Genomic DNA, 23,438 nt, shown 5'->3' on the forward strand with positions numbered 1-23,438 from the left:
AACTTGCTGTTACCTTTGTGGTAACTTCTTCAACATATTTACAATGTGTTTTGCTATTCATACATCTATTAGTAAATGTCTTATATCCCCATTAAATACCAATTTCAGATAATTAGTCAATATATCTAAACAATAGAATTCTTTATTCAAATTGCGCTAAAACATATAGATTCCCTATTTATGTACCCCTAGTATTAGTCAACAATAACTCTTACACGATCAAGATTTTGTATCAAAGTATAATGCGTATTTTCCATCCCCTCTCTTTGGGATACAACTCGTACTGTAGGGAAATAAGTCCCTTTTGTTTTAAAAGTATGTTTATGTTTTACTAAAATATGTGTGTTACTAGTACCTGATCTAAATTTTCCTTTAGTAAATGTTCCAGTATTCTCAAAATCCCATTCTACTCGTACTATATAACCCGTATGCGGCGGTAATTCTATATTAACTTCAAATTTTACAGGCTTTCCAACCTTTGTTGTGTAATTTTTTTTATCCTTCACTCTTAAATTAGCTATTGGCTGTATTCCTTTTCTTTCATCAGCTTTTTCAGATACTATTATCTGTCCATTCTCAACTTTATATTGTGTACTTTGGGGTGGTTCAATACCTTTTTCAACCCATTGACTCAAATCAAGCAATGCTTGTTGTAAAACACCTAAATAACTAATTGTTCTGTTTGGATCTTCTTGAAGTGTTGCATCCCCATGTAAAGCACGATCTGTGTACCATAAACGAAAATTCTCATCTATTTTTTCATCTAAATGCTCTATGACTCTTGATCTGTACCAATCTGCTTGCCAAGGAAATGCTTCTCTATCCCATAGGGAAGAAAGGACAATAACTTTCCCTTTAATTTTACCAGATGGTAAAACACCCGAAGCTGATTTTGTAAAAATAGGAGCAATCAGAAGTTTCCTTTGGGGATACAATGGTTTTCCTTCTAGATCTAAATATTGGTTCCAAACAGGATACTCTTTTACAGAAGGTATCTGGTGACGATGATAGGTCTGCGCTGCTAAAAAATTGGAATTATCAATTAAAATACGATCTCCTACTTTAACTTCTGAAATAAAAGGATACTCTCCAACTCCAATAACAACATAATTTTTATCAATTTTAGAAATTTGAATAATCCGATCAGCATGATCACCATCTAATAATTTCAAATCTCCACCTAAAAAATCAATATCAATTAAAGTATCTTCCAATACAAATGCAATAGGAAGTTCTTCGTCTTCATTTTTCCCTTGTCCTTTCCAAGCTAAATCAGCAGTTCCTCTCTCCTTCTTAGTAGGTTTTGGTATCAACCCTAAACTGATTGCTTCATTCTCATAGACAATTGCCTTAATGCGCGAGAATTGCGTAATACGGTCTTTAATAAAGGAATTTGGCTGATCATACCCCAAGTAACCTGGTTTATTCCAAAAATCAACAAAATACTCTGGGTCCATACTTACCATTCCTTGATAAATAGCTGAAAATCCATGAACCCCCATTGTTTTATAACCAAACCAAGATTTTGGTTCAAACCCCATCTCAGTAACCTCTTTGAGAGCAGCAGATTCTATTTCATTTAGCCCTTCATACATATCGCCGCTACCTCCAGGTTCTAAAGCATCAACAACCTGTAAGAGTTTGTCTTTTAATATTCTCATAGCATGCATACGTACAGAGAAAACATTAGGAATAGCCATTGGTGATCCCATTATATATGGAACTGCTCCATCCCATACTCCATCTGTATTTTCTATACTTCCTATTGTTCGATAAGCTCCTCCACTTCCTCCAAAACAATAACCATATGGACGATGATCTCCATAAATCTCCGCGGCGATTATTCTCGAATATGAGGCACAAGCTGCATTTGCAAGATAAGCAGTAATTAACTGACTCTCATTTGGTTTAAGCTTTCCTCCTCCATTAGTTTCGATAAAATATGCTCCATGAGTCAAAGAAAATCCAATCTTATCTTCTTCAAAACTAGCATTCTGAGACAGATTTTCATTATCAGGGAAAGGAGTGATATATTGATAAAAACGACCTTCATACAAATCCTTTACTGGAAAATAGAACGAAAATCTAGTATCTGTTCCCTTAAACCCACCGTGTACATATAAATGTCGGATTGGTACATCTCGCCATTCTTTCATATCAATATATGGAGAATCAAATTGAGTATTTGCTGAAGTCTGAACTTGTCCAAAACTATTTTGCATTATCACTAGAAAAAAAACAAAAACGAACAAAGTTCGTAAACTACTTCTTGCTATAACCATAACTACTATAATCTAAATCAACAATTTAGATCTATTTATAAAATTATTTATTATTATCAGTATTATATTAATATTTCACTCTTTTAAAGAATACAACTAAACTATTTTCCTCTCGAGCTTGTTTAGAATTTTATTACTGATAACCTAAAGTTTTTAAAGAGATTCTTATTACCCTTTAATATGATCTGCTCCATCCAAAATAACAGTATCACCTGTATGGAATGACGATGCATCACTACAAAAATAAACGGCAATTGCTTCAAAGTCTTCTGGATAACCTGCTCTTCCCATTGGGATATTAGCAATCATAGATGCATCAATAGCAGACATCTCTTGTTGACCATTTGTCATACCTGTTTTAATATAGCCTGGTGCAATTGTATTAGCGCGAATTCCAAACTGTGCTAATTCCACTGCCAAACCTCGTATAACAGCTGCAATGGCACCCTTTGCTGCAGCATAATTTTCTATTCCTGGAATGCCCTTAAATAAAGCTAAACTTCCTGTAAAAACTAAAGATCCTCCTGGTTCACCTGCCTTAGCTCGTTCCACCATCAAACGTGCTCCTTCTTTCAATGTATAAAATGCTCCATGCATATTAACATTAATCAAATCTAGATAATTTTGTGAAGTCATATCGAAAATAGAACGTGAATTAGGAGGTACGCCTGCATTAGCAAAAACACAGTCTAAACGTCCATGATCCTTTAGTACTTGTTCATAAGCAGCAATAATCTGTTCTTCAGATTTAACATCGACTACTTGGGTTGTTACATTAATTCCATATTCTTTAAGTTCATTTTTCGCACTTTCAATTTTCGATTCAGAAACATCCCATATAGACAAGTTTCCTCCATGTTTAGCAATACCTCTAGCATATGCTAGACCAAGTCCACTTGCACCTCCAGTAATAACAACCACCTTACCTGTTAAATCAAATAAATTCATTTTCATAAATAATATCTCAATTATAAATATAATAACACACTTCTTTTCTTTATTTAAAAACAAACCTTTATAATATAGGTTGATATTATTTAAACAGCACTACCTTATAAACAATACCAACCTATTACATATTAAAATTTTGTTATACAATGGGAGTGTCTGAAAGAGCCCATCCTTCAATAACTCTTGCTCCAATTGGGTCTGGATTCTCTTTAAAATGAACAAATTCCATTGTTTCTTGTTTAATAGTTACTCCAGTCTTTTTATCTGTAATAAAAACAGTATATCTGATTGCACACCAATCATCAATAATCAACATGTTGTGAAACTCCCCTAATAAAACATCATATCCTTCAAAAACTGATTTCATATTATCTTTATACTCTTGTAAAGTCCAATGAAAAGTCCCTGTATTATAGTGAGCATCTGGTTCATATAAGGTATCACACCACTTTAACCATGATTCATAACCTTTGTTCCAATTTGCAAATCCATTTAATAAACGATCTTTGATTTTTTCTTGAAAATTTTTTGTACTCATTATTTAACTATTAAAAATTATAAGATAAATTTAAAAGAGTGCTAATAATCATACAAGGTCAAAAATGGCACAAAACTGGACGATAAGTCGTAATTTTATTTAAAAATAACTACGATAAAACCTCAGCAAATCGATTACACAAAACGTAGAATCAAGAACTAAACTTCCTTTTAAAATATTTGTTTCACCACAAATATTTTAACTGTTGAATATGCATTTCTTAATATTGCCAGCTTCATTTTTTTCGTTACTTTTGGTTTATTAAGTTTTTTATCATGCGTAAAATAAGAGTACCACATTTCATTTTAGTTTTCATTTTCATAGGATCTTTGATTTTCATTCAATGCAAAAGTCCCAAAACATCAGTTAAAGAAGAAACCAATAGCTTCAACAAAAATGTAGTTAATAATGTAATTATCTATTACAGTGAAGAAATTTCACTTGAACAGCTAAAAAAAGAAGTTGATAGTTTTGGAGGAAAAATAATTTATGATTATAACAATTTCAATGCTATTGCTATTCAAATTCCTTCAAATAAATCATTAGAACAAACCACTGAATATTTTCAAAAAATAAAAGGAGTATTAAGTGTTAATAAAGATGAAATTCATAATATAAATCAATAAGTTATTTTTGATATAACAGTACTATTGACTTAATTGCACTTTACTAAAACATAGATAAAGCATCATTTTTTTTTTACAATTCACTTATTTTGAGAAATTATAAAATATTTTTTAAATAATGAAAAAAACTCTTTTATCTTTCTCTTTAAATGAGCAGTTTTTGCCTTCAAAAACTTATACAATTAAAGATCAAATTACTTTAATTGACAAACCTCTTATAAAATCACATGTATCTGAATCATTTAAATCTGATGAGACTATTGCAATAATTTGTCTTAAAGGTAAAATTAAAGGAAACATTAATTTCAAATCATACGAAAGTCAAAACTCTAGTATGATAATAATTTTATCAAATCAAATCGTAGATGTAGAATATGTTAGCAAAGATTTTAAAGCTATTTTTATTATTATGTCTAATCAATTTAGTCAAGACCTTGCTATAGATGAACGTTTCAGAGTTTTCATGTCTATTCAAAAAAATCCATGTGTTACCCTTAATGAACTAGAACGTCAATCATTAATTGAATACTGTGAAATAGTAAAAAAAACAATACTTAATCACAATAATCCTTATTCATTAAAATCTATCAAGCATATTACCAAAGCTTTTTTCTACGGATTTGGCTATCATATTCATATTACAGGAAATTTACAACATCAAAAACAACAACAAGAGATCCTTGTTGAGAAATTTTTGAATCTACTGCAAAAATATTATTGTGACCAAAGAGAGATAGGTTTTTATTCTAATAAATTAAATGTCACTCCCAAATACCTTTCAAAGATAGTAAAAGAATGTAGTGGTATATCAGCCGTACGTTGGGTTGAAAATCATGTAGTTATTGAAGCTAAATCTCTATTAAAGTTTACCGATTTAACTATTCAACAGGTAAGTAATAAATTGAACTTTCCATCTCAATCTTTTTTTGGTAAGTACTTTAAAAGACTCGAAGGCATTTCCCCTAGTAATTATAGAAATAGCCAATAACAATGTAATTAAACTTTCAATTGATCTATATATTTTAAAAGCCCAAATTTTAACTTGGGCTTTTTTGGGCTTATTTTTATTCTATATCAATTTCAAAGAAATTAATTTTTTAACTTTTAAAAAATCAGAACTCTTTACTTCCAAAACCTGACTCCTCACTCCATTCTTCTCATTAATCTCAATTAAAAGCACTTGTCTGTCTGATAAAGTAAACTGGTCTAACATAAAAACACTCTCTTGTTTACTTTGACTATTGATTGTCTGAGCATCACTATAACTTCTAATTGGCTTTAAAGTCACCTCTTGAATTGTCGTTCGTTTTGCAGTTCTTCTATCTTTAATTTTAAAACTAATATAGTCTAGCTTATATGGTAAATTGCTTTTGTTATTAATGGAGACATGAAAATATAGTTTACCATCTTGAGTGTAGATGCTTTTTAGCCTTGCTTCTACTGAGTAGTTTTTACTATTAATATTTAACTCTTTCTTATTCTTCTTGATAATAGCTTTCATAAAAAGATCAGCTAAACTTGGGCTAGTGTTTCCTAAGTCTTTAAAAAGAACTTCACTTTGCTGTTTACTTACTTGTTTTTCAAACTTGGTTAAGTCATAACTCAGTTGTGTTGGCTGTTCTTTACAACTAGCATTGAAATTGTAGTATTTACCATCGTTTGTAATTACTGTAAAGTTTGTAGGAGTTATATCCTCTTTTATAGCTTTTAAACGAAGAACATTAGATGTTGCTTCTACTTTACTAGCTATAATTTCACTACTGCCTAAATCCACATATTCAATGCTACTTGGAAACAGGATATGCGTTGTTTTGTTTTGAGTGAGCTATACTTCATAAGGCATTACCTCAGCATTTGACAAGTTAATAGCCTTCATATCGTTTTGGGCGGTTACTGTGTTTACTGCTAGTAAGCACAGGAGCATATAGTTAATGATTGTTTTCATAATAATTTGATTTACTTGTTGATTGATTGTTATTCTTTAGGTACAAGAAATAGTTCTTGTCCTTGTTTTAGGGTTACTCTTTGGGCTTTTACTTTCTTAGAAAAGTAACCTGATACACCTTGGATAAAACCTTTGGTTAAATCCCCTGCAATTTGATCTGAAGCGGATCTACTCATCGAAATACTCGTACCAGCGGTTTGTCCCATATTGGCGATGATTTCTTTTGAGGCGTTTATTTCTTGAAGGTCTAATACCTCTAGTCCTTTTTGTCCATAATTATCATAACCGATTAGCTCTGTTTGTATAATACTGTTATCTATTTTGATAGAGTTTACACTTAGTTCTAATCTTGTGTTACTTACTTTTACTTTGGCAATGAGCGTACTTGCTTCTGGTAATAAAGCTCCATCAATTACAAGGCTCTCTAAGAGTCTTAGTTTGATATACCCTTCGTTTATAACGACCTGATCTTCTTTGATAATTACTTTTATACTGTTTTTGTGGTTGGATTCTTTAGGTTGCCCTTCTGCTGTATAAAAAGTTGGGTTACTTTGAAAACTTAGCGGTAAAAAATCAAGCAGTGTTGGTGGTTGAACAAGGGATGAAACAACATCTTTTTGTGTATCTTCTATTGCGGTTATGGCTTGTTTTTTATTGGAAATAACCTTGGTGCTTCTCGTTTGATTTACAGGCAATACCTCACCTTGGTTTTGACCTGTTGGTAAATACTTCGCTGCCATCTGAAAAGACTTTTCCATGAGTTCTAATTGACTATCCATCGTAATAGGCTTTGACGTATCTTTCTCTTCCAATTTTTGTTCTAATTCTTCTATTTGTTTTTTGAGCTTGTCGGTTTCTTGGTTTTCTGTATTGTCATAAAAACTACTGAGCACCTCTTGACTTTGTCTGTAGTTTTGATAGGACCTCTCATAAGGTGTAGAAACAGGCTGCTGATTATAATCTTGATGGATATAACTGCTGTTAGACTCCTCTTGGGTATCGTTCCAGTAATCCGCTAAAGAGTGCATCTGATTTTCATTCTCTTGCTTTTTCTGCTCCCACAGTTCTTTTTCATAAGCTTTGACCTTATCTGTTGGTATGCCCTCAGTTATTGCTTCCGGAACTATTGCATTGTCAATAAGTAGCTCTTTGTTTTCGGGTTTAAAAAGAAGATACATCGCTAACAGAAATACAAGCCCCATTAAAGCAAATACGATACTTGGTGTGAAAATAAAATAACAAACCTCGTGTCTGTTATCGTTTCTGGTCGTTTTTTAAGTTAGTTGGTTTTACTTTTATTTAGTCGATCTGTATGGTTAATTTAAATCGAACAGTAGCGTTACTTTACATCTCTAGAAAACATAAGGTATTTGTTTTCAGTATCAATTCCTTTTAAATTGATTCGAACCAAAGTAAAATTACAAAGGACAATTATTCAAAACAATACGTGTTTTCACGGTATTTTATACGTGTTTTCACGACTGCAAATCACTATCATTTATATAATGCCAACGCATAACAAAAAGAATCACTCCTATAAAATTATTTGAGCCAGTTTTTTGCATTAAAGTTTCTTTATATTTTTCAATTGTACGAGTACTCAAATTAAGTTTATCAGCAATTTCATTTACTGTGTATTACCTTGCGTATAGTTTAATTATTTCAACTTCTTTATCCGAAATAATTATTTCTGTAATAGATTTATTTTCTGCAGATTGATTAATTATTCGACTTATTTGATTATCATAATAAATACCATTATTATAAACATATTTAATAGCTATTTTAAGTCTTGAAAATGCAATATTCTTGGTTAAGAAACCCGACACATTATACTTAAACATTCTTGCTATACTATAAGAGTCATTATAATTACTCAGCACTAATACCTTGATATTAGGATAGTTTTTATTAAGTAAAGAAGCTATTTGAAAACCGTCCATTATAGGCATTTTTATTTCTAAAAAAATAATATCTACATCAACTACCTTTAACTTTTTAAATAATTCAATGCCGTTAGAACATTGAAAAACGACTTCAATTTCTTCTAATTGAGATAATAAAAGTGAAAAACCTTTCCTGAACAGTTTTAATTCATCTACTATACCTATCCTAATCATATTCCATTTATTTTATCTTAAACAAATCGTATTACTCTAGTTTACACCCCTCCTAATTACAAAACAAGACCTTTTCTAATAAATAGAAAGGTCTTGTTATTTTAAAGATTATAAATCCTTCTTATTTTTTAAATCATCGTCTAAAACTTCATTTTCAATATAGTCTTCTACTATAAGCTCGTTATAATTAACCCCTTCATTTTTACTGAATTTTTTCACTAAACTATCAAAAATTGAATATACAACAGGAACAATTATTAAGGTCAAAAACAAAGAAGATAAAAGACCTCCTATAATCACTGTAGCCAGTCCCCTGTTAATATCTGCTCCATCTCCCTGAGCAAGTGCAATTGGAATCATTCCGATTACCATTGCCAGAGTAGTCATTAAAATTGGTCTGAAACGGGCATGATTTGCAGCTATCAAAGCATCATAAGTACTAGCGCCTTCATCTTTTCTATGATTTGCAAAATCAACAAGCATAATTGCATTTTTTGCAACTAATCCAATTAGCATAATTATTCCTAAAATAGTAAAAACATTTAAGGTCTCATTTGATAAAGCTAATAGCAATAAAGCTCCAATAAATGACAAGGGAATTGAGAAAAGAACTACAAATGGAGTGACAAAATTATCATATAACACCACCATAACGAAATAAACTAAAACAATAGAAGCTAACAAAGCAAATCCTAATGTTCCAAACCCCTCTTGTTGATTTTCCATATTACCTCCCCAAATAAAAGAAACACCAGGTTTAATATCAAGTTTTTTTAACTCATTATCCCACTCTGTTGCAATAGTTCCATCCGATTTACCAACCACCTGTGCGTGGACAGATACAGCAGGAGACTTATCTCTTCGTTCTAACAGTGAAGGTCCTGAACTATATTCTACTTTTGCAAATTGTTCTAATTTAATTACTTGTCCTAAAGTATTAGTAAACTTCAAGTTTTTTACATTTTCTAAATTTCCTCGACTTAATTCGTCATAACGAATATTGATTGTATATTCCGTTTCTTCCCCTTTATATTTTATATCCGTATTACCTGCAAATGCTATCTGCATTGTTTGACCAATTGTTGATATATCCAAACCTAGAAGATTCATCTTATCTCGATCTACTTCAACATTAATTTCAGGATTACCATCTTCCATTGTCAGCCTTACCTCAGTCGCCCCAGAAATTGTACGCAATACATCGGCAGCTTTTGTTGCAGCTTCTAAAGCATCTTCGGTAGAAGCACCTATTACGGTTAAATTAAGTGGAGCTTGCTCTGCTCCCATTAAACCAATAGTCACAATTTTTACTTTGGCACCTAGTAAAATTGGCTCCATCTCACGTTTTAGTTTTGCAGCATAAACCTTTGTCGAAGTGTTTTTTAAATTTTCTTTGTCTAAATAAATTTGAATTTCTGATTTATACTTTGAACCATTGGTTGTTGCTATTCCATCCGAAGCTTGTCCAACTGTTGTTATCATCCTAACAATTTCAGATTTTTCAGCAAGATAAGATTCTGCCTTTTGCGTCATAAAATTAGTTTGCTCAATAGAGGCATCCTTATTCATTTCTATTTGAAGGTAGAATTCTCCTTTGTCGTTACTAGGAAAAAAATCAGTTCCAATAAATCCCATACTCACTAAAGAAAGTGAACTGAAAAACAAAACAACTGTAATTAATAACGTTATAATTTTATTCATTCTATTTTTCAAAGCCCATTCCAGAATCATACTTATCCAATTGACAATTTTAGTAAGTCCAGATTCAAAACCATGAAGGATTCGACCAAAAAAACTACCTTTATTTATATGAGATAATTTCCCCATTCTAGAATATAACCAAGGAACAACGGTAAATGAAACTAGTAAGGATATCAAAGTTGATATAACTACAGTCATACAAAATTGTCTCAAAATATCAGATACTAATCCAGATGAGGCCGCAATTGGTAAGAAAACAACTACAATTACTAAAGTAATAGCCGTAACCGTAAAACCAATTTCCTTAGCTCCATCATATGCCGCACGAACTTTATTTTTCCCCATTAGCATATGACGATGAATGTTTTCTATAACAACAATAGCGTCGTCTACTAAAATTCCAACAACTAATGATAATCCCAACAAAGACATTAAGTTTAACGTATACCCCATTAAAAATAGTCCAACAAAAGTAGCTATTAGAGAAAGTGGTATTGCTACCACCGCAATGAATGCATCTCTTAAACTGTGTAAAAAGAATAACATAATAAAAGCCACTAAAGCAATAGCAATCATTAAATCATGTACCACATTGTTTGCTGAATTAATAGTGTAGTCGGTTGTATCATTAGCTATAACAATGTTTATATTTTGATCAGAAAAATTTTGCTCTACTGTTGTAATTGTTTGCTTAACTAACTCAGATACTGCAACTGCATTTGCATCTGATTGTTTATATACCTGAAGCAAAATAGTATTCTGTTGATCGATTCGTGCTATTTTTTCAATATCCTTTATGCCATCTTGTATATCTGCAACGTCCTTTAAACGGATCATAATCTGATTTGAAGTGGTCAAAGGAAGATTTCTTAATTCTTCAATTGAATTCAATTTTCCAGATAGGCGAATTGTAGTTTGATTTTCACGTGTCTTAATATTTCCAGTAGGAAAGTCTAAATTTGAAGCATTGATGAGACTCTGAACTTGCACTATTGTAAGACCATAACCTTCTAATTTTGCAGGATCAATATTTACTTGTATCTCACGTTCCTCTCCTCCTATTAAATCTATCTTAGCTATACCATTAACCCTTGCAAAAATGGGTTGTATTTTTTGATCTAGTAAATCATACAAATCACGCTCAGTTAAATTTGATGTAACTGATAGATTCATAATAGGTACATCATCAATAGAGAACTTCGTTAAAGATGGAGTTTTAACATCTTTCGGCAAATCATTAATTATAGCATTTACTTTTCGCTGAGCATCAGTGAGTAAATAATTTACATCTGCGCCAGTATTTAACGTTATTGTAATTACTGATACACCTTCAAAAGATTTAGACTCAATCTTTTTTATATTTTCTAAAGATGAAACAGCATCTTCAATTTTCTTAGTAACAGAGCTTTCCACTTCTGAAGGAGCTGCTCCTGGATATGTTGTTTGTACCGTAATTACATTTACATCAAACTTTGGAATTAATTCATAACCTAGTTGCTTGTAGGAAAAAATACCTCCTAATGTTAGAAGAATAAATAATACAATAATTACACTAGGACGTTTAATCGAGATTTCAGATATTTTCATGTGAATTAAATGACTGATTTATAAATTATTGAACCGTTTTAACTGGTGTACTATCAACTAGGTTAATTTGTCCTGAAGTAATTACATCCATTCCTTGTTCAATACCAGAAATTATCTCAACATAGTCTCCATAAACTCTTCCTGCTATTGCCTTCTTTAAAACTGCTTTACCATCTTGAACTATAAAAACTTGATTACTGCTTACACTTCCTACAAAAGCAGCACGTGGAACAGTCAATATAGTAGATTCTTGATCATCTCCAATGTAAGCTGTAGCATACATTCCTGCTTTCAATTCATGTTGATTTGTATTTTCGATTTCAATTTCAATTGGAAAATTTAAATCACTATCTGCTTTAGGTGCTATAAATCGTATTTTACCAACAAAATCTTTATCTGCAAAAACAGGTAGTTTTACATTTACGGATTGTCCCACCTTTAGCATATTTACATTTTTTTCATCTACGTTTACTCTTAACTTTAAAGCAGAGACATTCACTACCTCAAATAAAGTTTCTCCTGGCGATACGTAGGTGCCAACTTCTATAGAACGCTTATTAATTATACCTGAAAAAGAGGCCTTGACATTACTATCTGAAACTAAGATTCGTGCATTTGCTAAATCATTCTTAGCATTTTCTACTTGTAAACTTATTTGATCAACTTGCTGTTGTGTAACTCCCCCTGTTACCAATGCAGTTTTATACCGATTAAAATCTGATAATGCATTGTCATAAACAGCTTGCGCCTTATTAAGACTCGTATTTTGCTTATCTCCTTCAATTACAGCTAGTATCTGTCCTTTTTGAACAAATGCTCCTTCCTCTACCAACAACTTAGCAATTCGACCATTAATTTCTGCTGAAATCATTACCTCTTGCTTAGGAATAAGAATTCCATTTGTTACATATTGTGTATTTAATTTTTGCATAGAAACACGTTCAGTACGAACAGATACTTCTGCATTTTGCTGGGCGACTACCTCAGTTTCTAATTGATTACTTTTTTGATTATTTTTCAACGTATAAATAATTCCAGCCAAAGCTATAACTACAACTAAACCAGTAATAACTATTTTTTTCATATATGTATTTTAATAGATCTTAATTTATTTTTAATAGGTAAATTGATTCAAGCCTCCAATTGATTTAATTAATTGAATCTCTGCAAGTTTATAGTCCAACAAAGCACTTGTATAACTATTTTGAGCCTCTGCATAAGCGTTTTCTGCGTCCAACAAGTCCGTTAGAGGAGCTAACCCTATTTTATAATTATTCTCAATATCCTCTAAGACTTCTTTTGCCAAATGGACATTCTCTTTTTGAGTAATAAGTGTAATTCTTGAATTGTCTATTTGCGCTTGTGCATTTTCAATAGCTAATTCCATTGCTAACAGAGTGTCTTGTTTATCAATTTGTAATTTATCAATTTCTATTTGAGCTTGTTTTGTCTTAGCTTTTATTACTGATCCATTAAAAATTGGTACCACAAGCTTCAATCCTATACTTGAAAAACCACTCCAATAAGTACCGTTCTCAGGCTTACTGAACCATGTAAACTCATCCCCCAAACCAGAGTAACCAAAATTTGCTTGGAAACTTAAACTAGGATAACCTTGAGCTCTAATTGATTTTTTATTTAATGTCAAAAGCTCATTTTGTTTATCCAACAATTTAATTTCAGTACGATCTTCTACATCAAATTGCTCAGTGAAAGAAATAGCATCTGAAATTTTAAATGTATCGTCAGGAAACACAACAAGAGTTTGTATTTCCATACCAATAAGATATTTTAAGGCATTCTCTTGTAGAACCTTTGCATTTACCAATTGTTGTCGATTACTCGTTATGTTGTTTAAAGAAACATCTATTCTACTTACATCAATTTTCTTGGCTAAACCTGTTTGATATAAGTTGACAATGACATCTCTAATTCGAGTGGTGTTATCAATAGTTTTATCCAAGGTTTCTATTTGTGATTTTAATCGATATACTTCATAATAGCTTGTTGCTACTTTTTCAATAATCTGCTCATTAGTAAGTTGAATATTGATTTTATAGAATTCTCGAGTTGATTTAGCCGCTTTCAAACCTATAAACACAGCCTGATTAAACAATTCTTGTGACAAAGAAGCAGAAACTGTGGATTGCCATTCTTTCCCAAAAGAAACCATACCTCCACCAAATGCACTAGGCATAGCCATTTTTTGAAGTAATGGATTATTTGTAACATCTGCTACAGCATTTATTTGTGGTAAAGCTTGAGCTCTTGCTTCTTGAATTTGATAATCACTATTTTTTAAATCTAAACGAGATTTAACTGCTTCTGCCTTATTTTCTAAAGCATATGCTATTGCATCCTTTAATTTTAGCTCTACTTCCTGAGCATAACTCATGTACCCTATTAGCCAAATAGCAAGGGTTAATTTTATTTTGTTCATTGAATAAAAATGGTATTTAAACTTGGGTATATGTTTTACGGACTTTGATAAACTCTTCTAAACCTACATCTGTTGAAATAGCTTCGATATAGTATTGTATTCTTGATTGATATAAATAGGAAGTTTCGAATTGATCTAACGGAAATAAATCCACATCATCTAATAAATAACAAGAGGCTACAAAAAATCGAGCTAAAAATTCTATATCTATATCATCTTTATAATCCCCTTCCTTGACTCCCTTAGCTAAGTTTTTTTCTATAAAATGCAATGTTTTTTTTATTATAACTTTCTTTTGCTTCTGATAAAGTCTTGGGTAGTATCTTGACAATTCAGCTTGAAATGATATCGAATTGATGTTAAGTACATCGCTTATACTATTATGTATACTAAGCAATTCAATAATTGCATTATTATTCTTATCAAAAACTAAGTGAATTTCACTTATAATTAAATCATTTATATAAGCTAAAACCTCTTCTATTAGTCGATTTTTAGATTCATAATGTTGATATATTGTTTTCTTTGAAATACCCATCTCAAAGGCAATATCATCCATGGTCGTTGTTTTCATGCCATTTTTTAAAAATAGCTCTAATGATTTATGGAAAATCTGGTCTTTCATTTTTATCTTATTATCATAATGGTATAGAACTTAATAAAACAAATAAAACCATTTCATCAATTCCATTATTTATCTTTATACCAATAGATAAGCTAATTATACAAAACAACCGAAATATTATACTTTACTAAAAACACAACTAATCCTATAAGATCAAAACAACACTTTCCCTTACTATTTTCTACAAAATTCATTTTTCAGATTGTGAACAATACATTTATTAAACGAAAAAAACACCCATAAAGAGTGTTTTTTTTGTCTAAACAAGCCTTTTAGTTATTTAGGATAACTAAAAACTGTTACTAGTAAATTACAAACTATACTAATCAATATAAATCTAAAAAATCTTTACGGTAAGTTTCTCCCAACGGTATTTCAAATTCCCCAATATACACATTGTGAGTATTAAATGAATCAATATGATTGACATTTATAATATAAGACTTGCTAACTCTTAAAAAAAAACTAGGTATTAATTTTTGATGTATTGTTTTTAGATTCATAGCCGTTATTAATTTCTGTGTGACTGTATGAATTACAACATAATCCTTTAACCCCTCAATAAACAATATCTCTTTATAATTTAATTTGTGATTTCTTCTTTCCGATTTTATCCAGAAAAATTCATTACTAGGTTCCTCTATAATACTAGCAAATTTATTATTATCCAACAGTGTTTTATACAAAACAGCTTTATTTATTGCTTTCTTCAAACGCAGTTTATCAATTGGCTTAACTAAGTAATCAATAGCATCTAGTTCATAACTTTTATGCGCATATTGTGGGTATGCTGTTGTGAAAATAACAAGTGTTTTCATAGGCAGTAATTCTGCTAAATCCAAACCTGAAAAAAAAGGCATCTCAATATCTAAAAAAATAAGATCAACCTCATTTTCTTTCAAAAACTCTAAAGCTTTTGATCCATTGGAAAACTTTCCAAATATTGTAATATTTGAAGATTCTTCAATTAAAGATTCCATTTCTTTTCTAGCTAGAGGCTCATCATCTACAATAATACAATTCATATTGGAATAATTAAATTAACATGGAACAAATTCTCTTCTGAAGTTATTTTCAACTTATGACGATCTGGATATATAAGGTCTAGGCGTCTTTTTATATTAGCCAAACCTAAACCTCCACTTTTGTTTTTATATGTCGAAAAGTCAACACTTTTTGAGTTTGTACAACTAAAGAATAACTTTTCATCATCTACATTTATAGTAAGTTTAATATAACTTTCAGCTTCATTAATATCATAACTATATTTTATTGCATTTTCAACGAAAACAGTAAACAAACCTGAAGGTATAAATATAGCATTCATTGAATTTTTATCTAACTTACAATTAAAGTGAATAGTCAAATTTTCTTTCCTTATTTTTTCCAGATTCAAAAAGTTTAAGATAAACTCAATTTCTGAGGCTAATACTACTCGTTCTTGATTACTCTCATAAAGTTGATAGCGTAAAAACTCAGATAGTTTCATAATAACAGTAGTTGCTTTCTCTGGTTCTATACGAATAAGTGATTTTACATTGTTTAACATATTAAACAAAAAGTGTGGACTTATTTGATTCTTTAATTCATTTAATTCCATAGTATGGGTTAAACTTTTTAATCCAACGATACGCTCTTTATCTTTAATCCAATTCTGCAACAATTTTATTGTTGTAGACAATGAAATAAAAGATGCACAAAGAAGAAGAATTGTATAATAATTATCTGTTCTTCTTATACTATTTAAAGGAATTAATCGATGGGAATTAAAATAGTTACCATAACACCATTCTATTATATTTAAGCCAATTAAAACTAATATTATAAGAAAAATAAAATATAGTATATATCTATTTTTAAATAAAAAAGTTGGTATTAACAAATACATATTTAAATAAAACATAGCTATAAAAATAGAATAAACTAAAAAAACAACATAGTAAGCTATTGTTTTTGGAAATTCTTTAAAAAAATCCCCAAAATACAAGAGTAAGAAAAATCCTATTAGAAAAAAGGCATGTCTTGCAAAACGGAAACGTTTCTCGGTAAGAAAGCTCATAATAAAACCATTACTAAATTCTCTATTTTCCATTATGTTTTTTTTTAATATCAATTAAACTCAACTTATTTAATGAATTTGATCATTCCATTTACTTATTATTTTTTCTTTAGTAAACTAAAAGGATTAAATGAAACTCCTACATTAAAATAGAACGTAGGATCTGGTTTTAATTCAACTACTGAATGATTAAATGATTCCTCTTTTTCAAATATTCTTGCAGAAGGTGTTATTTTAATTCCTGCCTTACCTGTAATCACAAAATCACCGACGGCATATTCATAAATCACTCCTGAGTTTACATCAATTTGTCTATATTCATATCTCTGACTCGTTCCATCCACATTATACAAATAAAATGAGGTTGGATCCATCTCTGATCCGAAAGAAATTCTTCCTGCATCAAAAACATTTTTTCTAATATACACACTTTTAGGAAGCGTCGCTTCAAAAACCATCCCATTGTTGAATCTATATTCAAAAGTAAAAATAGGAAGTATAGGAACTTGAGAAGTAGGATCAATATTACCTAACAAACCTAAACTCATTTTTGTTTTGGCTTCACTTTTCAATACAACTATTCCTGAAACTAATCCTTTCACCCTTTCAAAATGACGATCACTTCCTTCTACAATTAAACTAGAAGAAAAAACTGTTCTTTTTCCAAAAAGTGTTGAAAAATACACGAAATTTAAAGATGTAAAATGATAATGAAAATCCTCTTGAACCATACTTGGATTGACTGATTTAAAATCAAATAAATCCGTTTTCATATGAGTGAATTTATAACCTAAAGTAGTTCCAAGTACCCAATTTTTATTCTTAATAAAATTAATTGAAGCACTTACTTTAACTTGTTTAAAATCCTCTACTTTTCCTTCTTCAAGTGAAGTAATTCCTTTTTGAGGACTAAAATTATAGGGTGAAACATTTGAGAACTCTATATTTAATGGTCTGATAATAGTAAATTTATCAGCCGCATAAACTACCACTTGTTTTGGGCTACTAATACTATCTTTTTTTAATGGTAAATTATTTTTTTCTTCTTGAGAAAAACAGGTAATAGATAATAATAAACTACCTACTAAACATACTGTATCTTTAATCATATAAAGGATATTCTTATTTTAAACTAAAAAGAAGTTAAATACTAAAATATTGTTCATACCTAAGCAAGTAAGTCAGAGATGAAACAGAGACAAATAAATAAAAAATAAAATTTGTCTTATCTTTTTTTATACCAAACAGCATAAATTTTATACCAACCTGTCTTAAATAATTATTTCCAATTTTCTTCGTAAATGATATAGAATTTGGCTTAATTTTTTTTTGATAAACAATACGTGTTTTCCGCAATATTTTATAGTGTTTTCTCGTATTGACTCGTAACAAAACTTTCTTTACTTTAGAAGTAGTGCTACTGATTTTTTCTCAAGTTCATGATGTCAATAATTAACCAACCAAAAAACCTAATTATGACACAAAAAGAAAATTTCAAACACTTAGTGAAATCAATTGAAAGTAAAGAAGTAGAGTTAAACCTCTGGGGATCTCTTACCATTGAGAAAACTTTAGAAATAATCAAGTTTCTTCAGCTTATCTTAATTGGCTTAAAGGAAAATATTTTAAAAAATGGGTTTCAAAATCAATTAGAAGAAATTAATTTTTTTAAAATAGTTAAACCTCACATCTTAAGCAAACTAATCTTTTATAATAAAGTATATCGGATTGAAACATGTTGCCCCTTAGATTATACCTCCCAAAACAAATACTACTTAAAAAAAATAGAAGAGCTTAACTCTGAATACAAAAAATACTATAGCCAAAATGAATTTTATAAGTATTACAAGGCTAATAGAATAGACAAAGACATTGAATATTTTACTCTAGGTAAATAACACCTCTTATAGGACTTAATAGCTTTGTATTTGAAATTGACATACTCTTCTCTACTTATTACGATTACAAAGCTTCTCGTATCATTGCTCATAACATGTTGCAAAACTATCTACAGGAAAAAGTAAACAGTTCAATTACAAAAAATACTAGGCTCTTACAATTTTCAGAAACACTTGTATGGTCCGAGTCTCATAATGCTTTGATAGAGCTTATCTACGCCCTTTATGTGTCGGGTTCTATTAATCACGGCAAACTGGAAATACGAAAAATAGCAGTGCTATTTCAGCAGCTTTTTGGTATTACACTTTCTGATATTCATCATGCTTTTCATCGAATGAAAACAAGGGCTAGGTCTAAAACAAGTTATTTGGATAGATTGAAAGAAGAGTTGGAACAGTATATGGATAAAGAATATTAGTCTGTAAAAACTAGCCTTACTAATTATCTACTAGGGCTAGTTACCTAAATAGTTTTTGCGCTAATATTTCTTATCACCTGATATTCAAAAAAATTGATACACTAAAACTCAATTTGATCAGTATTATAGAAAAATTGTTTAAATTTTTTAACAAGTACAATCTCTAATCATGGAATAGCATAAAATTAAGATCGTATTAGAAATACTCAGGAAATGAATCAATAAATTCATTGTTTTTACCAAATAGAATTTGCTCGTTATCATCTATTAAGCACTCAGAAAGTTCCAAAATCATTCGATGTTGGTCTATACTTTGTCCTATAAAAACTATTTCATTTAAACAATCTCCCCATACTGGGTGCCATTCTGATTCAATTAAAGTTTGGTTATAAACAAAATCAGGATGTAATATTCTTTGACCAAAAGGAATACTACACTACCAAACTCCAGCATTTTCTAATCTACTAGAACCTCCTGCTTGAGAAAAATTAAATATTTCATCAGGTCGACTAGCAATCCAAAAAAGTCCCTTTGCTCTTAATAAAATACCTCGGGGCAAGCCCACGAGGTATTGTTAGAACAGAGTAAGTTGACCAGAATATACTTTCTGATAATCTTTATCTGATTTACCTTGACTTTCTATATACTTTCGTATTACTTCTTTGTTCCCATATAAGCCTACTGTATTTGCATAAAAACCACTTGTCCATAAATTACCTCCCCATAATAATTGCTTTATTTCTGGGTGAATACGGAACATTTCACGAGCTGTTATACTCTTTATCGTACGTACTATTTGACTTAATGACAAACTTGGTCACTCTGTATCAAAAAATGAACATGGTCTGATTCATAGCCTATCTCCAAAAAAGCTATCTCATATCTCTCTGATATTTCCTCACAAACTTTCACTAAACTAAGACCTGACTCATCTGTAAGTAACTTACGCCTATATTTCATAGGAAATACTATATGATACAATAGTAACGTCTTATTATGACTCTTATAAATATGTTCATCATCCATAGAACTAAGTTACACTTTTTCAAAGTGTTTTGAAAAACCATCCGTTTTTCAAACTTTTCCTTCTGACCCCGAGGCAAGCCTCGGGGAATTCTTTAGATTAAAGTATCTACACTTACCTTTCCAACATAAGAAATCATTACACGATGTTTTCCTTTTGACAACTCTAAAGAAAACTCTCCTTTATTGTTTGAAAAAGTTTCAACCCGACTAGGTGACGAATAGACATAAGTATGAGACAAAGCCTCCTTTTGATTTTTACCTTCTTGCAATACTCTTGCTTTAAGCTTATACATTTTGATTTCCTGAGCATAAATTGAACTTGTACAAGAAAAACTTGTCAGTATTAATAAAAGACTAAATCGCTTAAATTTCGTTCTGTTTATATCACTATTTAATTTCATTTGATCCATTAATTTTAAATCAGGACAAAACTATATCCGAATAAAATTTCAACGCTGACGATATGCGAAATAATAAAGACGAAACAAGTAATACTTGCTAATCTCATTGTAATTATTCTATAACTATCCAGTAGCTTTGCTTTATAAGCTTTAAATAAATTCTGCTTTTAAAACTCTATTCCATTAAATAAAGAAATCTTAAATTATTTTCTAATGACTGAACTAATCACTAAAAAAAATTTAGAGATATATTATGTGCAAAAACAATATCTCTTTATATTCTTAAAAGTTTGGCTAATATGTATCCTAAGTTGTTTTTGTCAATTACACTCAATTTACTCCCCATGCTACCTCAGTTGAAGCCCATCGTGTTGAGTTAAAATAGATCTGATAAACACCCTCATAGAATGGCGCATCATGGATGTAGGAGAAGTGCAATGTTAGCATTTACGGTTTCTAGTAATAATTTTGAAGGGTAATTGCTGTTGGAATTTCAGTATTTGGTATTACATCACCCAGTGCATTTGCTACAGCCATTGAACCTCTTATAGAAGTACCAGTTTTAATTGGTCTTGTACATTTAAGTCTTTATTTCAGAAAATGATTTTTTAAAAGAAATGAAGGGGGTAACCTTAAAGATGAAATGATGAAAAAGTAGGAGCCTTATCCTTAGGCTCTCTTTTTTGACTTTATTATATTTACAATCTTATTATTTAAAAACTGAAGATGGAAAAAATATTTTTTTTAGTATTCGTATTATTCTTGTCTCAAACGACAAAAGCTCAAAACCAAACGTTAAAAGAAAATGTGAATTTAGGAAGACCTGTTGTTATAGACAAGATCTTTAAAGTAAGTACTATCGATGATGTTTCAGTAGATATACCTGTTACTTTTATCAATGGAGCCGAAAAGGGGCCTACTTTTACCATTATAGCGGGAATTCACGGAATGGAGTATCCCACGATACTATCTCTTTTGGAAATTAAGAAAGAAATAGACCCAAACAAATTAAAAGGTAATCTGATTATCATACCGATTGTTAATGTAGAACCTTTTTATAAGCGAACACCATTTATAAACCTGTTAGATAATCTTAATCTTAATCGTGTATTTCCAGGAAGCTCTACAGGAACAATTAGTGAAGTGATGGCAGATTGGATGACCAAAGAAGTATTTGGAGTTACTGACGTATTGTTAGATATGCACGGAGGAGATGTAGGTGAAGATCTTATTCCTTTTATGTGTTATTATGACAATAAAGAATTTAAAGAGCAAACAGCACTTGCTTTGCGATTAAGTGAAATTAGTGGATTTGATACAGTGGTTTCTTATCCTTACATTCTGCCTTCTGAAAAACCTGCGATGTATGCTTTTAAGCAAGCGGTTAGGCTTGGTATTACTAGTTTAAGTATAGAAATTGGAAAATTGGGAAATTGGAATAAAGAAGAAATTTCTATGACCAAGGATGCTATTTATCGTATGATGAAGGAATTGGATATGTATGAAAATATGAATGTTAAACCTGTAGAATCGGGAAAAATCTATTACAATAGACAAGCCTATGTATCTGTTCCTATTCAGGGAATTTTCTATAGTGATGTAAAAGCTGGGGAGAAGATAACTAAAAACCAGCAGATTGGTTATATTACTGATATATTTGGAAACGAAATTCAAAAAATAACCGCTCCAGAGAGTGGTACTGTTCTTTATAAGATTGGTACTCCTCCTGTTAATAAAGGAGAAACATTGTTTTGTATTGGTTATCAAGTACAGGATAATTAGTATGTATTATTTTTAAAAAAAACATATTTGAGTAAGTGAACACTTTGTTAATTGTTATCAAAATGGCATAAATCCCTATGCAATTAGTATAAACATAGTTTTTTTAAAAAGGTATTTTTGTACAAATTAATCAGAGTGGACTAAAAAAGATATAAAGAAACATATTTCTATTGAAGATCTTAATTGAGATTCTACTATTTCTCATTCTTCAAAACAAACAAATATTGTTTTTAATATTTGGAATAACAATATTCCACTTGATAATTTAGAAGCATATTTAAAGAATTATCCTGATTAAAAAAAACATACAAAATATAGAAGATTAATATCATTATATGATTATAAATCATACAATTAATGAGAATTATGACTTAGATAATAAAGACAAGTATATCCTTTACATTCCATTATTAAGTATTTCAAATGTTCTATTTTTATCTTAGTTGTTTAACCTAAAAAAACAACTATCATGGAAAATCAAATCACAAAAGAAGATTTAAGATTGTTTGCTCAAACAATTATTGGAGAGCTAAAAGAAATCTTAGTTAAGCAAAACAAAGAAGCTTCTCTTGATTGGGTAAAGGCAAAAGTAGCAAGGCAATTACTTAGTATTTCAGCAGCTTCACTTCAAACACTTCGCATTAGTGGAAAACTACGATACAGAAAAATACTTGGCTCCTATTATTACAATAGAGCGGATATTGATAATCTTTTTAAGGAATAGTATTATGAGTATATCAAATAAACTACTTCGTTATATAGTAGAGCTTAAAAATGATGCTAAACTCAATGTTTGGCATTTTGCTCTACTGCTGGGTATTGTTCAGTTTGCATTTATACAAAAACAATGTAAACTAATTAGAATAAGTAGACGTAAATTGATGAAATACGCTCATATTACTACACTTCCTACTTATCATAAATACTTAAAAGAACTCCAAGAATTGGGTTATATCAAATATACTCCCTCGTATCACCCTGACATGCGTAGTACAGTTGAATTATTGCATAAAAGCTTAGATTGTACGAGGGAGTAAT

19 protein-coding genes and 4 pseudogenes are annotated in these 23,438 nt (G+C 30.3%); 6 read left to right on the plus strand and 17 right to left on the minus strand.

Going from position 1 to position 23,438, the window contains the following annotated elements; translation table 11 throughout:
* Positions 1-194: 194 nt before the first annotated feature.
* The 3 genes from MODO_RS11640 to MODO_RS11650 form a co-directional block, all read right to left on the minus strand.
* Positions 195-2,222 (minus strand): PKD domain-containing protein, encoded by a 2,028-nt coding sequence (locus MODO_RS11640; RefSeq protein ID WP_115283945.1) that lies wholly within the window; start codon positions 2,220-2,222, stop codon positions 195-197.
* 228 nt (positions 2,223-2,450) lie between these two features.
* On the minus strand, positions 2,451-3,236 hold the full coding sequence (locus MODO_RS11645) for an SDR family NAD(P)-dependent oxidoreductase (RefSeq protein ID WP_059051025.1): 786 nt from the start codon (positions 3,234-3,236) through the stop codon (positions 2,451-2,453).
* 136 nt (positions 3,237-3,372) lie between these two features.
* Positions 3,373-3,771: a nuclear transport factor 2 family protein gene (locus MODO_RS11650; protein WP_038987985.1), complete on the minus strand. Its 399-nt coding sequence runs from the start codon at positions 3,769-3,771 to the stop codon at positions 3,373-3,375.
* 275 nt (positions 3,772-4,046) lie between these two features.
* On the opposite strand from MODO_RS11650, the gene MODO_RS11655 reads away from it, so the two are divergent.
* Both MODO_RS11655 and MODO_RS11660 read left to right on the plus strand, forming a co-directional pair.
* Complete coding sequence (locus MODO_RS11655; protein WP_059051028.1) at positions 4,047-4,397, plus strand: hypothetical protein; 351 nt, start codon at positions 4,047-4,049, stop codon at positions 4,395-4,397.
* A gap of 118 nt (positions 4,398-4,515) precedes the next feature.
* Entirely contained in the window at positions 4,516-5,385 is an 870-nt protein-coding gene (locus MODO_RS11660; RefSeq protein ID WP_059051029.1) for a helix-turn-helix domain-containing protein, read from the plus strand.
* Positions 5,386-5,466: 81 nt separating this feature from the next.
* Here the strand turns inward: MODO_RS11660 and traN are convergent.
* The 11 genes and pseudogenes from traN to MODO_RS11710 all read right to left on the minus strand — a co-directional run bounded on the left by traN (position 5,467) and on the right by MODO_RS11710 (position 17,983).
* A pseudogene (gene traN / locus MODO_RS11665) lies at positions 5,467-6,342 on the minus strand (conjugative transposon protein TraN).
* A gap of 29 nt (positions 6,343-6,371) precedes the next feature.
* A pseudogene (traM, locus tag MODO_RS11670) lies at positions 6,372-7,559 on the minus strand (conjugative transposon protein TraM); the annotation flags it as partial.
* Positions 7,560-7,817: 258 nt separating this feature from the next.
* A complete protein-coding gene (locus MODO_RS19695) occupies positions 7,818-7,964 on the minus strand; it encodes a helix-turn-helix domain-containing protein (protein WP_256597104.1) in 147 nt (48 codons plus the stop codon).
* A gap of 15 nt (positions 7,965-7,979) precedes the next feature.
* A complete protein-coding gene (locus MODO_RS11675; RefSeq protein ID WP_235811661.1) occupies positions 7,980-8,462 on the minus strand; it encodes a response regulator in 483 nt (160 codons plus the stop codon).
* Positions 8,463-8,570: 108 nt separating this feature from the next.
* Positions 8,571-11,750, minus strand: coding sequence for an efflux RND transporter permease subunit (locus MODO_RS11680; RefSeq protein ID WP_038987545.1), 3,180 nt, complete (start codon positions 11,748-11,750; stop codon positions 8,571-8,573).
* Positions 11,751-11,775: 25 nt separating this feature from the next.
* Positions 11,776-12,834, minus strand: a complete 1,059-nt coding sequence (locus MODO_RS11685) for an efflux RND transporter periplasmic adaptor subunit (RefSeq protein WP_038987544.1) — start codon at positions 12,832-12,834, stop codon at positions 11,776-11,778.
* A 30-nt stretch (positions 12,835-12,864) separates the two neighbouring features.
* The gene (locus tag MODO_RS11690; protein ID WP_038987543.1) at positions 12,865-14,190 is read right to left on the minus strand and encodes a TolC family protein; all 1,326 of its coding nucleotides are present in this window, start codon (positions 14,188-14,190) and stop codon (positions 12,865-12,867) included.
* 16 nt (positions 14,191-14,206) lie between these two features.
* Complete coding sequence (locus MODO_RS11695) at positions 14,207-14,815, minus strand: TetR/AcrR family transcriptional regulator (protein ID WP_058699612.1); 609 nt, start codon at positions 14,813-14,815, stop codon at positions 14,207-14,209.
* A gap of 326 nt (positions 14,816-15,141) precedes the next feature.
* Positions 15,142-15,840 (minus strand): LytR/AlgR family response regulator transcription factor, encoded by a 699-nt coding sequence (locus tag MODO_RS11700; RefSeq protein WP_059051031.1) that lies wholly within the window; start codon positions 15,838-15,840, stop codon positions 15,142-15,144.
* Positions 15,837-16,907, minus strand: coding sequence for a sensor histidine kinase (locus tag MODO_RS18910; RefSeq protein WP_069190340.1), 1,071 nt, complete (start codon positions 16,905-16,907; stop codon positions 15,837-15,839). Before MODO_RS18910 ends, MODO_RS11700 begins: the two co-directional genes overlap by 4 nt.
* Positions 16,908-16,972: 65 nt before the next feature.
* Entirely contained in the window at positions 16,973-17,983 is a 1,011-nt protein-coding gene (locus MODO_RS11710; protein WP_059051033.1) for a hypothetical protein, read from the minus strand.
* 366 nt (positions 17,984-18,349) lie between these two features.
* Here MODO_RS11710 and MODO_RS19735 point away from each other — a divergent pair.
* Positions 18,350-19,191, plus strand: a pseudogene (locus MODO_RS19735) (RteC domain-containing protein).
* A gap of 436 nt (positions 19,192-19,627) precedes the next feature.
* On the opposite strand, the gene MODO_RS19710 reads toward MODO_RS19735, so the two are convergent.
* From MODO_RS19710 to MODO_RS11725, 3 genes and pseudogenes are all read right to left on the minus strand, one after another.
* Complete coding sequence (locus tag MODO_RS19710) at positions 19,628-19,756, minus strand: CobW C-terminal domain-containing protein (RefSeq protein ID WP_081048732.1); 129 nt, start codon at positions 19,754-19,756, stop codon at positions 19,628-19,630.
* 9 nt (positions 19,757-19,765) lie between these two features.
* Positions 19,766-20,217, minus strand: a pseudogene (gene tnpA / locus MODO_RS11720) (IS200/IS605 family transposase).
* A 92-nt stretch (positions 20,218-20,309) separates the two neighbouring features.
* Complete coding sequence (locus tag MODO_RS11725; protein ID WP_144964311.1) at positions 20,310-20,618, minus strand: hypothetical protein; 309 nt, start codon at positions 20,616-20,618, stop codon at positions 20,310-20,312.
* A gap of 726 nt (positions 20,619-21,344) precedes the next feature.
* Here MODO_RS11725 and MODO_RS11730 point away from each other — a divergent pair.
* From MODO_RS11730 to MODO_RS11740, 3 genes are all read left to right on the plus strand, one after another.
* On the plus strand, positions 21,345-22,400 hold the full coding sequence (locus MODO_RS11730) for a succinylglutamate desuccinylase/aspartoacylase family protein (RefSeq protein ID WP_058699616.1): 1,056 nt from the start codon (positions 21,345-21,347) through the stop codon (positions 22,398-22,400).
* A 469-nt stretch (positions 22,401-22,869) separates the two neighbouring features.
* On the plus strand, positions 22,870-23,124 hold the full coding sequence (locus MODO_RS11735) for a helix-turn-helix domain-containing protein (RefSeq protein WP_058699617.1): 255 nt from the start codon (positions 22,870-22,872) through the stop codon (positions 23,122-23,124).
* Positions 23,125-23,128: 4 nt separating this feature from the next.
* Positions 23,129-23,437, plus strand: a complete 309-nt coding sequence (locus MODO_RS11740; RefSeq protein WP_059051034.1) for a hypothetical protein — start codon at positions 23,129-23,131, stop codon at positions 23,435-23,437.
* The last annotated feature ends 1 nt before the right edge of the window (position 23,438 follow it).

It is taken from the genome of Myroides odoratimimus (assembly GCF_001485415.1).
Classification (GTDB): Bacteria; Bacteroidota; Bacteroidia; order Flavobacteriales; family Flavobacteriaceae; genus Flavobacterium; species Flavobacterium odoratimimum.